This window comes from Desulfurobacteriaceae bacterium, assembly GCA_039832905.1.
Lineage (GTDB): Bacteria > Aquificota > Aquificia > Desulfurobacteriales > Desulfurobacteriaceae > Desulfurobacterium.
The window spans coordinates 32,565-48,054 of the sequence record JBDOLX010000069.1 but is presented as its reverse complement, the minus strand read 5'-3'; the positions used below and the strand labels follow the sequence as shown (position 1 = coordinate 48,054).

Below are 15,490 nucleotides of genomic sequence, written 5' to 3'. Positions count from 1 at the left end.
AAGAATAATTCCACTTCGCTTCCTGCCACCCTCTCCTTATTTAAATTTTACTACTTTACTTTTCTATCTTTACTATAAGATAATTCCCTCTCCAAATCGCAAAATATGGAGTAGTAGTTTGGAAGAGCTTCTGAAAGATCTGAACAGAGAGCAAAGGGAAGCTGTTCTACATTTTGATTCTCCACTACTTATCTTAGCAGGAGCAGGTTCTGGAAAAACAAGGGTAATTACCTACAAGATAGCCTACATGGTAAAAGCCCTTTCTTTTGAACCGCAAAGGATACTGGCAATAACCTTTACCAACAAAGCTGCAAGAGAAATGAAAGAGAGAGTTTCTAATCTACTTGGTTTAGATACTCCCATCTGGGTTTCGACTTTTCACTCTTTTTGCGTAAAACTTTTAAGGAGAGAAGCTGAAACTGTTGGACTAAGTAGAAACTTTTTAATTCTTGATACCGACGACAAAAAAAGGATTCTAAAAGAAATAATAAAGGATTTAAACCTTGATTTAGAACTCTATACCCCTGCAGCTATTTCTTCAATAATTAGTAACGTAAAAAACGGAACGCAATCCTTAGAGGAAATAGAAATAGACAAAATAAAAGAAATATTTAAAGCTTATGAGAAAAAACTTAGGGAAACCGATTCATTAGATTTTGATGATTTACTCCTTTTAGGAAGAGATCTTTTAAAAAAAGAAAATCTAAGAGAAAAATACTCTAAGTTCTTTAGATACGTTTTAGTAGATGAATATCAAGATACCAACAAAATACAATACGAAATCGTAAAAGCTCTAACAAAAGAAAAAGGAAATATTTGTGTCGTAGGAGATGAGGATCAGTGTATCTACACTTGGCGCGGAGCAAACATTGAAAACATTCTCTCATTTGAGAAAGATTTCAAAAACGCAAAAGTTATAAAGCTTGAGAAAAACTATAGATGTACAAAAACTATACTTTTAGCAGCAAATAGCGTAATAAAGAATAATAAATTAAGGAAAGGAAAAACCCTCTACACAGATAACCCTCAAGGAGAACCAATAAGACTTTTTGCTGCTGAAAGCGATACTCAAGAGTCACTTTTCGTAGCTAAAACGATTAAACAGTTTCTCAAAAAGAACGTAAAGCCACACGAAATTGCAGTTATTTACAGAACCAATTCACAGTCAAGGATAATAGAAGATGCCCTAAGGCGTGAGAATATACCTTATCAAATCGTTGGTGGAATTAAGTTCTACGAAAGAAAGGAAGTTAAAGATATCCTAGCATACTTGAGAGTGGCTATTTTCGAAAGCGATGAAATATCCTTGCTAAGAATTCTAAACACCCCACGAAGAGGACTTGGAGAAAAAGTAGAAAAAGTCCTAAAAGAACTTCTTGAAGAAGAGAAGTCCTCCATAAAAGCTTTAGAGAAACTGTTAAGTTTTGTTAAAACTGAAAAGCAAAAAAACTCTGTTGAACTTCTTATAAACATAATTAAAGAAATAAGGGAAAGAATAGAGAAAAACTTCTCTCCTTTTGACGTCATTAACTTTATCTTAAAAGAAACCGGATACGAAGAATTTTTAAGGAAGGAAAACCCTACAGACTTTGAAACAAGGCTTGAAAACGTAAAAGAAGTTGGAAACACTATTTCTGAGTTTGCAGAAAGAGAAAAATTAAAAGGTAAAGAACTTTATATAGAGTTCTTCAACACAATAGCCCTTTCATCTGATCAAGACGAAATGGAAGAAAGCGAAAGAGTTGTCTTAATGACCGTTCACGCTTCAAAAGGGCTTGAGTTCCCGATAGTCTTTATTGTAGGCTTGGAAGAAGGACTTTTCCCCCACATAAAAAGCCTCGATTCTTTTGAAGAAATGGAAGAAGAAAGACGGCTTTTTTATGTAGCTATAACGAGGGCAAAAAAGATACTTTCTCTTTCTTACGCTAAAAGTCGCAGAAGTTTTGGGAAAGTAAAACCTACTAAGAAGTCAAGGTTCTTGGACGAAATTCCTAAATCCTTAATTAAGGAAGTAAAGAAAAAAGAAAAGAAGCAAAGTGAAGGAATTGCCAGTGCTGAGATAAAAACTTCCATAAAACATAGAAAAAATCCAAAAACAGTTTTCCACAAAAAATTTGGGAAAGGAAAGGTTCTAAGAGTTTCAGAAACAGGAGATAATGCAAAGGTTACTGTATTCTTTCCAACTTTTGGAGAAAAAACGATAATTATGAAGTTCTTAGAAGTTTTAGAATGGGAAAACAATATTTAGGAGGTATGCCTTGAGACCGATAAAACAGAGACTCTTAACTCCAGGGCCAACAATCGTTCCACCGAGAGTTTTAGAAGCTTTATCAAGACCAACACTTTATCACCGTAGTCCTGAGTTCAAAAAGGTTTTCCTTGAAGCAAGAGAAAGACTACAGAAACTTTTTAAAACGGAAGGTGAAGTTCTTATCTTAGCTTCTTCTGGAACCGGTGCTATGGAATCGGCAGTTGTAAACCTTTTCAATCCTGGCGATAGTGCAGTAGTTGTCGTTGGTGGAAAGTTTGGAGAAAGATGGAAAGAACTTTGTGAAATTTACGGAGTAAATCCAATAGTCATAGAAGTTGAATGGGGAAAAAGTGTAGATTTGGAGAAGATAGAAAAAGTATTAAAAGAAAATTCTACTGTTAAAGGTGTTTTAGTTCAGATATGTGAAACTTCTACAGGAACAATACACGATGTAAAAGGCATAGGTGAGATCTTGAAAAACTACGATGACATTCTTCTAATAGCTGACGGAATAACAGCTTACGGTGTTTACGACATTCCAACCGATGAATGGGGAATAGACGTAGCAATTACAGGTTCCCAGAAAGCCTTAATGACACCTCCAGGACTTGCAATAATTTCCCTAAACGAAAAGGCACAGGAAAGACTAAAAAAAGTAAAATCAAGGAGCTACTATTTTGATTTAAGAAAAGAACTTAAAAAACAGAAAGAAGGACAGACAGCTTATACTGCAAGCACAAACCTTGTAGTTGCTTTAAATGAAGCTTTAAAGATGATAGAAGAAGAGGGAATTGAGAATGTAGCAAAGAGACACGCTCTTTTAGCAAAAGCAACTCAAGAAGGAGTCAAAGCCTTAGGTTTGAAACTTTTTTCTGAAAGGCCTGCAAATGGTGTTACGGCAGTTTACTCTCCAGAAGGTATCAACGGACAAGATATTGTTAAACTCGCAAGAGAAAAATTTGGAATAACAATAGCAGGGGGACAGGAACATCTTAAAGGAAAGATATTTAGACTTTCTCACATGGGATATGTAGATATATTTGACATTCTTACAGGTCTTGAAGTTGTTGAGTTTGCACTTTATGAACTTGGATATAAAGATTTTAAGTTTGGAGATTCTATTAAGGCAGCTATGGAAGTTTATCAAAATAGCTAAACTCAAGGGCAGTTTTCCTGCCCTTTTTTCGTTAAAATAAATAATGAAGAAGATAGATGGAGGGATTTATGAAACTTTTTCATATTCTTAAAAGGATATTAACTTTTTCTTTTATTTCCTTTTCAATGTATAGTGTGGCATATTCCGAAAATCCTGAAAGTTTTAAAAACTACTATTTATCTCAAACTAAAGAGTTCAACTCCTTTAGTAAGAATGAAAAAAACAGCTTTAATCAGTACGTAAGGGAACTGAATAAAGAGTTTGAAGAATATAAAAGGATTTATCAACAAGAGTTTGAAAAGTACAAAAAAGAAATCGCTGCCGTTTGGGGGAAAGCTGAAGTACCTACGAAGAAAAGATGGGTAGACTATTCTCAAGACTTAAAAGCCAAAAAGAGTATAGATTACGAAAAAGGTGAAATAGAGATTTCAGTTATAGCACCCTCTAAAAAAGAAGCAGAAAAACGTATCAAGAAAGAACTCACTAAGCTTATTTTGGAAGATAAGGAAACAGCTTTTAGAAACAACAAGCTATTACAAAGGGTGGAAAAAAGAATTTCAACTTTAAAATACGTAAAGAAAGCAAAAGTAGATAAAGAACCTTTAATTACTGATCTTCTTTTTAAAAAGAAACCTTCTCTGAAAGAGGCTAAAAGGTTTTCGGAAAGAGTGGTTAAAACATCAAACCTATCGGTATCCAAGTCAAAGATAAGAAACAACAGGGTTTATACTGTAAAAATAAAGTTTCCATACAAAAACCTTTTAAGAAAAGCTTTACGCTATAGACCTCATGTTTACAAGTTTGCCAGTAAATACCATTTAGAACCAGCTCTTGTCTTTGCAATTATTCATACAGAAAGCTCTTTTAACCCTTTCGCTCAATCTCCAGTTCCGGCTTACGGTTTAATGCAAATAGTTCCTCAAACTGCAGGAAGGGACGCAACAAGAATCATCTACGGAAAACCTGTACTACTTGCTCCTTCGTACCTTTACAATGGAGAAAAGAATATTCTAGTTGGAACAACTTATCTTTATCTTCTATATCACCACTACTTTAAGAATGTCAAAGATCCACGAAGCAGACTCTACTGCACTATCGCTGCCTACAACACAGGCGTAGGAAACGTTGCAAGGGCAATTACTGGAACAACCAACCTTAAGAAAGCAATTGGAAGAATTAATACTTTATCACATACTCAAGTTTATGATATACTTATAAAGAATGTACCTTTAGAAACCAAGAACTATTTAAAAAGGGTTTTAAGAAGAAAAAAAGTATATTCTAAGCTTCAAAAAGTAGTAAGGGAGGAAAAATGGGAAAAAATCTGAAAACAATTTTTCTCGTATTTCTTTTATCTTTCATAGTAGGATGTTCTGTTGAAACTTCTACAAATTCTAATTCAGATACTACTCAAACGACCTACCAAGATACCACTAGTACTAGTAGCGACACTACAACTACATCTTACAGTTCTAGCACAAGTTCCAATGAAATCACCTCCTCTACTGAAATAGAAAGGGAAGGAGGTACCATTAAAGTAAAGTTTGTAACTCCAAATATCCAAAGATCCTACGAGTATGAAGCTTCTGGGGGTTTAATAGCAACTCCTGATAAAATAGCTCAGGCTATAAGTGCTGCTTTAAAAGTCAGCGAATCTAACATTAAACAAGAAGAAGAAGATGGTACCTGGGTAATTACTAACGTTCCTCCTACTGCAGACGCCTCTATATCCTACAAAAGTGAAGATGGATATGGGGTTCAAATAAACGATATTGCTGTTAAAAAGGGAGAAACTGTTGATTTAGGAGAGATAGAACTAAAACCTTTATACGACTTTTCTATTAAAGTCCTAACTAACCGATTCTCAGAAGTTTGGTTAAACATTAACTCTTTAGACCTTTATCAAAGAATCCCCACAGGAGAAGACGTTATAATTAAAGGAATTCCAGAGGGAAGGTATTTTCTTACGCTTTCTGATATAAATGGAAATGTGCTGTTAAGTAGATATGTTTCTGTAGGAAATGAAACTCAGAATGTAACCATATCTCTTGATGATCTAGTATTTGAAGGATCCCTTACTGGTAAAGTTATAGATTCTACGGGTAATCCTATTCAGAATGCCCTAGTTTTTCTAAAACCGGATAAGGACAATTATCTTTTAGCTATTACAGATGATAATGGGTACTTTAAGTTTACAAATTTAGCTAAAGGAACTTATACAGTCCTTATAAAAAAAGAAGGTTTTATACCTAAAACTGTCGAAAACATAGACTTATCATCTCTCAGTAAAGATTTAGGAACTATATTCTTATCTCCATCCGAAACAACCGGAGCAATAGCAGGTTACGTTTACTTCTCTGATTCTACCGAACATGCCGGTATAGATATTACAGTAGAAAGGCTTGACGGAGAATTTGAAACAAAGCAGAATGGTTCCTTAATAGATGGAGCTTTCTTAATAACAGGTCTCCCCGAAGGTAAATATAGACTCCACTTTGGAAAATCTTCAGACTCATCCTACGAGGAAGTTACTACGGAAGAAATCGAAGTAATAGCAGGTGTTACAACTGTATTAGAAGATCCTATCATTCTACATAGATTAACCGGAACAGTAGAAGGAACTATAAAGCTTCCAGAAGATTTTGAAGGTTTGGAAAACCTCAAAATTGACATATTAGATAGCACTGGCAACGTTGTAACAACTTACTCTCCTATAGGAGATATAGTAAATGGAACTTTCAGCTTTACTATTCAAAATGTGCCTGTTGGAAACGATTACTATATAAAAGTTTATGGAAGCGATAAAGATGGAAATCTTATCAATACAATAGTGAAAGAATTAGGAAGTCTTTCTGTTGGAGAGACTTTAACTATAGACACTCCTATCGAGATTACATATGTAGATCCTAATCCACCTGAATTTAAAGTTGTAAATGTTTATTCTCTTACAGAAAATGTTACCCAAGATGAGAATGGCAATTACTTCCTCAATCCTGGTAATACCGTTAATATAGAAGTATTGGCTGTTGATCCGGACGGAGATAATGTTACTTACGAATTTGACTCTGAATTTGGAGAATTCATAGCTATGGATCCTACTGCAGGAAAAGCTACATGGAAATCTCCCGATGAAGGGGGAATTTATTCTATCGTCGTAAAAGCAAAAAGTAATGCCCGTACTACTTCTAAAACTATTTCCTTTAAAGTAAACCATTACCCCGAAATTACAGTTATTTCTCCAGCCGAAACAGATATAACAAACAACCAATATCCTAAAGAGTATAAAGCTAATGAAGAGGTTGTAATAAATACTTCAATAACAGACCCAGATTCTGATAACGTTACTATAAGATGGTTCTCCGATCTACAAGGAGACTTAGGAGATAATGAAAATCTCCAAAAAGTTTTAATTCCTGGAACACATACTATTACTTTGGAAGTCCAAGATGAGCATGGACTAAAAACCGTAAAGACCTTCTATATAAAAGTGAACCCTATGGATTTAGTGTGGCTAAAAGCTCCAGATGCTGGAACAATTAAACTTTATACTACAGAAGATGGAATAGATCTCCCGTCAACTTATCAAATTCCTATAGCTACCACAGATAAAACACTTCTTTATGAATCCTTAGATGAAAGCGTTGCTACAGTAGACAGTAATGGCATCATTTATGCTGTAAAAGCAGGAACTACAAAGGTTAGAGTTTACTCTCAAGAAAAGGATGAAAATGGTAATCCTCTCTACGAGTTCTACATTACAGTACGTGTTATAGATAACCTGAAAACTGATGATAATGGGACTTATACTTTAAGTCCAGGAGAAATACGCCAAGTAAAAGTAGATAAAACCTACACAGTAAAACTTACTAATTTAGAACTAGGAAAATATGAAATACTTATATTTGATGATAAAGATATTATTTCTGAAAGTTATACCCGTAGTGAGATATATGCAGACGGATATAGAAATTCGTATGATGATGGAAATACCTATTATCAGCTTGAAGTTCTGGACAAAGAGACAGACTATGAATTAAAGCTTATTCCTAAAAATCGCTACTCTTCTTATTCAGGAAAAGAGTATGTAAAAATTGCTTTATTCCCCGGATGGGATGTAAAAGATAAAGACGGTAATCTTTTAAGTAGTATTGCCTGGGATGGAAACACCCTTGAACCAAACGATGTAAAGGCAACAGCATATGAGATTAAGCTTGGGCAGGCTGTTTACTCGGATGTAAACATTTGGAAACACGACTACGTCGATTGGTATAGGCTTTCTATTACTACTAAAGGATACTACACAGTAAAATTTCAAACTTTAAGTGGAACATACGACTACAACAATGTGTACTTTAGAGTCTATGATCCCTCAGGATCAGAAGTAGGTTCCACTAGGCTTTATAGAATCGGCTGGTCTGTATTTTCATTTGAAGCTAAAACTACAGGAAATTACTACATAAAAATTTACTCTGACTACAACCGTGATGCATATTACAGATTCATCATTTATCCATCCATAACCAATGGACTCAAACAGGACGTTAATGGAGAACCGAATGACAGTGAATATATGGCAACTCCTCTGGAGCTCTTACAAGAGATAAAGGCTGATGTAGGCGTAGGAGCTGATCCTTACGATTGGTATGATCTTAAAAACCTTGAAAAAGATAAGACTTATACTGTAAGACTAAGAACATACTCAGGGACAGAAAGTTGTTGGGGAGCCGAACTTTGGGCAAAGATTTACTCTCCTTCTGGTTCAGAAATTGCAAAAGGATCTATTGATGGTGAATGTACAAATTGTCAAACTTGGTTCGATTTCACACCTAAGGAAAGTGGAAATTACAAAATAAAAGTTTATAGAGAAAGTTGGTGCGATACTTATTATGCTCTGGAAGTTTATCCAAGTGTAGATAATGGCTTAAAACAGGATGCTAAAGGGGAGCCAAATAATACACCTAATCTTGCAACTCCTATAAAAATAGGGGAAGAGATAGAGAATTGGGTTGGCGTTGGTTTTGATACCGTAGACTACTATGAAGTTAAAATCACAACACCTGGAAAATATGTACTTACCATATCAATTTTAGATGGTACAGAATCTTGGGGTTACTACCAACTCATTACAAAATTTTATAATTCAGATTGTCGTGTGGATGGCAATATTGGAAAAACAGGAAGTTGTACTTATACCATTTCCGAACCAGGAACTTATATATTGAAAATCTATAGAGAAAATAACTACGACACCCACTACAAATTTTCTCTCACTAAAGAAGAAGAGTAAAGGGGGCAGTAGTGAAGAAAAATGGATATAGAGGAAGGCTTTATGTCTTTCTACAAATTCTTTTTCTTATGTTTCTTTTTACACCTTTATATGGAAAATCTCAAACTCTTGAGTTTACCTTAGGAACTTGGTATTTACATTGGGAACAGGATGATAGTCCCAACAACCAGGATATAGAAAACGATATCTACCATCGTTTTACTATAAAGAACTCTTTTGCAAAGGAAGTGGCAGTAAGCGGATCATGGCATAGAGTAAAAGGAGGAATAAAGTATATATTCACTAAAAAAGATGAAGAACTAACAACAGCACTCTCTACAGAACAGAAACTTTCCAAAATTCTTGGATTTATAGGAATAGAGTGGGAGGGAATGGCATCAAGAGCGTCATATATCCATTCAAAAACAGAAGGCTATTCTACCTCAATAGATCCTGACACTTTAAATGAAGGATTTGTTAAGTTTAGCACAGAACTAAATATAGGAGATATTACTTTTTATCCTTTCTTTAATAAAGAAGGTTTAGCGTTAGGAGCTGGATATAGGTTTATGGATTACACTCTACCACAAACTTTATATGTCATAGGATCCAACAAAGAACTATATCGCTTCGTCGAACCCAATATGAACTGGAAAGCACATTTTCTTACTCTTACTGTAGAAAAAGTAGAGAATCAAAAAGGCTTTTTAAACTTTTTTGGAAAAGTAATTGGGGGATATGTTTTAAAGTTGGAACCTAAAAGTGAAAATGTAGAAAAAGCTAATGAATCAGAATATCTACAAGGAGGAAAAGGTTACTTTTACGAAATAGAGTTTGGTATCTTATTTTCCAAAAAATCTAAAGTAGATAATAAACTACTAAAATCTGTATTTCCTAAAATTTTTACATGTAAGATAGGATACAGATACTCTGATTTTGTTTTAGAAACAGCTAAGGAGGACGATATTTACATTTATGCCAGAGCTGAAAGCAAATTTTCAGGACCTTTTGTATCTTTAGCTTTACTTTTTTAGAGGGTTTCTATTATAATTAATTCTGGTAATTTTGAGTGAGGGTATTATGAAATACAAAAAAGAAACCAACCTACAGATGATACAATTATAAAATTGCTGAAAAGAATAACCCGAGGGGTCTTTGAAATAACACTCCACCTTTAATCCTAAACGAAGGAGGGAAAGATGAGAAGGAAACTTGTTCTTGGAATGGCAGGACTGATAGCTATGTCCTTTGGAGTCTTTGGATGTGGAGGAAAGAAAGAAGAGCCTAAAACTTCTATGAATGCAATAGAATTCTCTACCCCCTGGGACGACTTTTGTTCAGAGTACAGCAATCTAGAAGGTGGAATTGCTGCTTGTAAATGTAACTTTGCTCAAAGCATTGAAGAAGCTCAGTATGCAAGGGAAGAAGCTGTTGCAGATGCAAGAAGTGAACTTGCAAGAATATTGGGAATAAGAGTTAAAAACATGGTAAAAAGATACAAGAATAGAACCGTTGCAGGCAAGAAAAGATACATAGGTAGCACTTTTGAAGACGTTGCAAAACAAGTAGCTGATAAGTACTTGGAAGGAAGTAGACCTCTTAAGTATAAGACCTTTAGAACTCAAGATGGACAGTTTGTAGCCTGTGCTGTCGTAGGATTACAGCCTCAAGTTGTTAAAGAGATGATTCACGAAATTGCTCAAAAAGCAAATCTAAACAACCCAAGAGACGAAGAAATCTTATACGAAGAGTTTAAAGCTTACAAAGCTCAGCAGGAACTTGAGAAAGAAACCACAAAGTAAGGTATAGAGTTGAAGAAAAATCTTATTCTTCTGTTTTTGCTAAGTTTCCTCACTCTTGGTTGTCGTGAGGTTAAAACAACGCCTCTTTATACCGCAGAGCTCCCAAAGTGGTTCTTTGAGCCTGCCGATGTTTCCCACTTGGGAGCTCTTGGTTTTTCAGACAAAAGCTTTTACGGTAATGATTATTCGCTGTTTTTAGCAAAGTGCCGTGCTATTTACAGCCTTCTTAACTTGGAAAATAAAAATCCTCCTTTCTTTTGTCCATCCCAATTTCAAAGTCTTTCATCAAAAAGTCTTAAAGTCCTAAAGACAAAGCTTGAAAACGTTTCTTCTCAAGAAGGAATAAAATTTGAAACCAAGAAAATAAAAATACCTGGTTACTCCAGTAAAATTTTCGTTGCTTACGCCTATAAAGAGAAAAAGAAAGACTTCCCATACTTTGAAGATGCAAAAATCTGTTCTTTAGAATTGTGTAAACCTAAGTACTTATGCAACCCTACCGTTGAAGGTTATGTAGGAAGCTTAGGAGTAGCATTCAAAGCTCCAACATTTAAGGAACAATACTCAATCGCTGTAAAAAGAGCATTGGATCTCTTCTTATACTCTTATAATGCAAAAGTTGAAAGTAAAGAGGTAAAAAAAGTTATAAGGACCAGATTAACTTCTTTTAAACTTTATCTAAAAGACGCTGTAGTAACTCCAACGGGGAAAAAGAATTCTTTACGCTTCTTGGTAAGATCTTTATGTTTTGATAAAGAAGGAAATCTTTTCGTTTATCTTATATCACCGGACATTCCAACCAAAAAGCTAAATTCAGAGAAACCTTGCTGGATAGACGATCCAGATTGTTTAGGAGAATACGTCTATGTTGGTATTGCAAAGAAAAACCTTAACGGATTTAAAGGACAACTAAAAACAGCCTTGAAAAAGGCACTTGTAGAAATGGCAAAAGTAAAGGGAATAAGGATAAACACTTCCATTTTTAGGAAAATAGGAAGAAATCCTTTTGGAACTTTTAAGCTTACTTACGTAGATACAAAGACAAAAACCTGTCAGGAAGTATCGGCAAAAATCGTTGGTATATATAAAAAGAATGGAGTTTTATACGTTGGTGTTGTTGCGAGGTGAGAGATGAAAAGAGAACTTTTAACATTTTTAATGCTTTTGATCATTACTTCTTGTTACGCAGCCCCTATAGATGAGAAAATTCTTTTTGAAGAAAAAAAGGCACAAAAAGCTTTCAAGGAACTTGAAGAAACCAATTTACCTCCAAAAGATTTTTCGGTAGATCCTGAAAATGAAAAAGTTTTAATCTATAAAAGAAAAAAAGTGAAAGTTCTACTTAATGCCTGTGGTTTTGGGAAAACTCCAAAAGAAGCAAGAGTAAGTGCCCTTAAAGAGCTCTCAGAACAAATTTTGGTAAAAGTTGAAACAGAAACACAGTTAGAAAGAAAAAGAATAAACGGCAGAACTTCAAGAAAATACAAGTCAACTTCAACTTTGAAATCAGAATCTTTCCTAAAGGGCGTCCTACTTTCAAAACCTCTCTTTGAAAACGGCAATTACAAGGTATGTGCTTACTTCACAGAAGATTCTCTAAAAGCAACAATAGACTTTTTAAAAACAAGCTTAGAAGTAGATTTCGCGAAACTCAACAAAAACCAGTTAAAAGAGCTCTTAACCAAAGCTTACTATCTTCTTTCTATAGCTTACCTGTCAAATAACAGAAAAGAAATAGTAAACTTTGTAAAGAAAAAAGTAGAAGAAATAAACACTTACCTAAATTATGGAATGCTTACCATCAATACAATACCTGAAAATGCTTCCATTTTTGTAAATGGAAAAAGTTACAAACCTTTTACTCCTATTCTACTTCCTCCCCAAAGAGAATACCTTGTAAAGGTAAGTGCTCCAGGATACAAAACAGAAACTTTTACAGTTTTTCTATCAAGAGGAGATAAAGTTTCAAAAACCGTAGAACTTCAAAAGATTGTAAAGGGCAGAGTGAAAGTTTTCGTTCATTCCAACGTTCCATTTTTGGTAGAAGAAGCAAAAGCAATTCTCACAAAGAGTGGTTTAGAGGTTTCTCCTTTCCCTATATCACCCAACGCAATCCTTATAAAGTTCAAGGACACAAAGACAGAAATTGATGGATACACAAAACATTCAATCAACATAACCGTTGAAGCCTACAAGGAAGGAAAGGTTGTTTTAACCCTTTCAGGAAGAATGAAACCTTTCTACACAACGCTTGAAACTGAAAAAGTTATCTTACAGAAAAAAAGCAACAAGCTTTTATCTGCTATTCTAAAAAAACTTATAAATCAACTTGACGCAGAAAAGTTTAAAGGAGAAGAAGACTTTGACTATAGACCTCTTTTTAAGATAAAAACTTTAACAAGTACGAGAATGGAAAGTAAAAGTACTAATACTGAAAAAGAGGAATTTTCTCCAAAGCAACTTGTGAGCTTCTTGTTAAACAGTGTTAAGATCGAGAATTTAAACTATGAGATATACAAACCAGATCATTTTTTAAAGCAGTACATTAACATAAAAACTGGAGAGATTTTAAAGAAAAATCCTTATGGAGATAAAAGATACTTTATTAAGTTAAGTTTCTCAATAGGTTATCCGAAAGGTCTTTTAAGAAAAGTTAAAAGTTATCTATCAGCGATAGCTAAAAAGCAAGAAAGAGATGTTCCAGTAAGCAATACCAAAGATTACCAATGCACATTTTTCTTAGGAATAAAAAATATTTTAAAAACTTCCGAAATCTGGAGTTTTGTATTTTCTATGGACAGAAAAACTTGTGAATCTTTGGCAAAAGAAATTGATAGAACTCTAAGGAAAAAAGTCTTAGAAATTTCCTTTAAAGATAAAGATGAACTTACTCTCGTTGGAGCAAAGTATAGATGGGATGGAGGCTTCTCTTATCCATCTATAGCAGATGTTCACCCTCTTGAATTTAGTGAAATAAACGATAGTCCTTTTGATAGATACTTAAAATTCCACCTCCCAACACTTAAAGATACAAACTTTTATCTAATCCTTGACTGGAAGGAACCTGTAAATCTTTCTGGTTATGTTCCAGAGAGCATTGCCAAGGAAATAACAACAATAAAAGTGGAATTAAAATAAAAAGAGGAGGAGGTAGAAAATGAAAAGAACAAGAACAACACTAAAACTTCTTTTAGGACTTACAACCATTATAGCACTAAACAGCTCCTCATGGGCTGTAGAAGATGAAAGCCTTGTTCAGTCAGATGAAACACAAAAGAAATACGAAAGAAAAGCTGTTTTAGGTCTCGATTTAGGACTTCCAAAAAGAGATCTACAAGTTCCAGTTACTTATTGCCCTCCAAGAGGTAGATGCCAAAGCAGAGGAACATGGTACTACACTATAGATCAGAATCTTGAAAATGAAATTGCCAAGGAACTTTACGACTGGCTAATCACCCAAAGGTTTGACAAGGTAGTTATTACTCCTTCGAAGGCTTACATAATAACCGCTAAGGAGAAAATAGGTGTTGATAACAACGTGATGAAAACTTTTTCTTTTGACACAGGAAACTATGAAGATTTTAAAGCAAGTCTTGAAAACTACTTAAACGAAGATCTTTCTCCTGTTGTAGAAAAACTAATGTCTTCCGCATTAGAACAAAGATACCAAGAACTTCCAGAAACTGAACAAGAAACATTTATAACAGAAAAAGCTAAGGAACTTGGAATACCAGTAGAAGTTGCCAAAAAACTTATGAATTCAGCTTTCGTTTTCGGTGTATACTTTGAACCTGTAAATCCTTCAGCAACCTATAGTACGCAAAAAATAAGAACGTCCAGAGGCTATAAGATAGTTTATCCAACAACCATAGAGGTTCCTTCAAAAGTAAAAGTAATCATCTTTAAATTTGATGCTGATAAAGGAAAGTTTGTTCTTTATAAGGAGCTAGACGGTTCTTCTGGACTTGGAACAGGAGAAAGCTACACATATGATCACCGTCCAACAAACACCGAAACAGAATTCTTATTTAAGAGAAGTATCTTAACTTCCGCAAAGGCTACAGGAATAAATGTAAATACTACTTTGAAAGAAGATGATAACTTCGCAATATTCGCTACTGTAGACGATGTTAATGGAACAACCGTAAAGGCAGATATTGGAGTCTTAGAAGACTTAAGAGTTGATGCACCTTATCTCGTTAGAGAAAATATTGATGGGAAAATCGAAACAGTAGGTTTTGTAAAAGCACGTAAAGTCTTTGTAAACTGTGATGAAAGGGGAGAAAGCGAGTTCCAACTTATAAAAGGAAAAGCCGAACTTAAAGACCAACTAAAAGAACATCCTTGGACAGGTCTTTTTATCTACACAAGAGTAGGAATGGAAAATTATGAAGTTACCAAATTTGATGATGAAGATCTTTCTGCCGGCGGTGGAATGTTTACAGTTGTAAAACTTGGAGCTACCCTAGATTTAGGATATGCAGTTAACAGCCCTCTTCTTTCTGAAATTTGGTTTGATGTTAACTTTGGACTGGGATTTGGAGGAGATGCACTTCAGTTTGAAGGAAATGGTTCTGCATTTACTGATGATCCAAGTTATTTAACTCTAGGGCTAGGACTTTACAAAAGATTTTATATTAGAAATTTTGGACTTTACCTCGCGCCAGGTGCTGAATTTGCGTTGGAAGGTTTAAGTGCTAAAGGAAATCAAACATATTTACTCTACGATGGAGAAGATATTAGCGTATCTTCCTTTGCAATAAAACCTCAAGTCCAGTTTGGTTATAACTTCTCTCCTAACTTCGAAATTGCAGGATACCTTGGCTGGAATCAACCACTTTCAACATCTGCAAAACGAGGTGATGTAGATGTTGATGCAGAAGTTTCTGGAGGACTTACTTTCGGTGTAGGAATAAATTACCACATAAAGACTGTTGGTCCTTTTGTAAAACTTTACAAGAAACCTTCTACAGTATGTAGAATGAAAGTAGAAAAAACCAAATAAAGAGGTGAAA

9 protein-coding genes are annotated in these 15,490 nt (G+C 34.6%); all 9 read left to right on the top strand.

Annotation, left to right across the window (positions count from 1 at the left end; genetic code table 11):
• Positions 1–118: 118 nt before the first annotated feature.
• The 9 genes from ABGX27_05165 (at position 119) to ABGX27_05125 (ending at position 15,480) form a co-directional block, all read left to right on the top strand.
• Positions 119–2,248: a UvrD-helicase domain-containing protein gene (locus ABGX27_05165; GenBank protein MEO2068885.1), complete on the top strand. Its 2,130-nt coding sequence runs from the start codon at positions 119–121 to the stop codon at positions 2,246–2,248.
• Positions 2,249–2,258: 10 nt separating this feature from the next.
• Positions 2,259–3,407 (top strand): alanine--glyoxylate aminotransferase family protein, encoded by a 1,149-nt coding sequence (locus ABGX27_05160; protein MEO2068884.1) that lies wholly within the window; start codon positions 2,259–2,261, stop codon positions 3,405–3,407.
• Between the two features lie 68 nt (positions 3,408–3,475).
• Positions 3,476–4,735, top strand: coding sequence for a murein transglycosylase domain-containing protein (locus ABGX27_05155; protein ID MEO2068883.1), 1,260 nt, complete (start codon positions 3,476–3,478; stop codon positions 4,733–4,735).
• On the top strand, positions 4,720–8,694 hold the full coding sequence (locus ABGX27_05150; protein ID MEO2068882.1) for a carboxypeptidase regulatory-like domain-containing protein: 3,975 nt from the start codon (positions 4,720–4,722) through the stop codon (positions 8,692–8,694). Before ABGX27_05155 ends, ABGX27_05150 begins: the two co-directional genes overlap by 16 nt.
• Before the next feature lie 11 nt (positions 8,695–8,705).
• A complete protein-coding gene (locus tag ABGX27_05145) occupies positions 8,706–9,707 on the top strand; it encodes a hypothetical protein (protein ID MEO2068881.1) in 1,002 nt (333 codons plus the stop codon).
• 165 nt (positions 9,708–9,872) lie between these two features.
• Positions 9,873–10,475 carry a hypothetical protein gene (locus ABGX27_05140; GenBank protein ID MEO2068880.1) on the top strand — a complete coding sequence of 201 codons (603 nt, stop codon included), beginning with the start codon at positions 9,873–9,875 and terminating at the stop codon, positions 10,473–10,475.
• 36 nt (positions 10,476–10,511) lie between these two features.
• Positions 10,512–11,603, top strand: a complete 1,092-nt coding sequence (locus ABGX27_05135; GenBank protein MEO2068879.1) for a hypothetical protein — start codon at positions 10,512–10,514, stop codon at positions 11,601–11,603.
• A gap of 3 nt (positions 11,604–11,606) precedes the next feature.
• Positions 11,607–13,613: a PEGA domain-containing protein gene (locus tag ABGX27_05130; protein ID MEO2068878.1), complete on the top strand. Its 2,007-nt coding sequence runs from the start codon at positions 11,607–11,609 to the stop codon at positions 13,611–13,613.
• Between the two features lie 19 nt (positions 13,614–13,632).
• Positions 13,633–15,480, top strand: a complete 1,848-nt coding sequence (locus ABGX27_05125) for a hypothetical protein (GenBank protein MEO2068877.1) — start codon at positions 13,633–13,635, stop codon at positions 15,478–15,480.
• Positions 15,481–15,490 lie beyond the last annotated feature (10 nt).

Bases quoted from the DNA above. Each gene is read 5' to 3' on its own strand.
- ABGX27_05155 (MEO2068883.1), top strand. From the start codon at position 3,476: ATGAAACTTTTTCATATTCTTAAAAGGATATTAACTTTTTCTTTTATT.
- ABGX27_05150 (MEO2068882.1), top strand. From the start codon at position 4,720: ATGGGAAAAAATCTGAAAACAATTTTTCTCGTATTTCTTTTATCTTTC.
- ABGX27_05140 (MEO2068880.1), top strand. From the start codon at position 9,873: ATGAGAAGGAAACTTGTTCTTGGAATGGCAGGACTGATAGCTATGTCC.
- ABGX27_05130 (MEO2068878.1), top strand. From the start codon at position 11,607: ATGAAAAGAGAACTTTTAACATTTTTAATGCTTTTGATCATTACTTCT.
- ABGX27_05125 (MEO2068877.1), top strand. From the start codon at position 13,633: ATGAAAAGAACAAGAACAACACTAAAACTTCTTTTAGGACTTACAACC.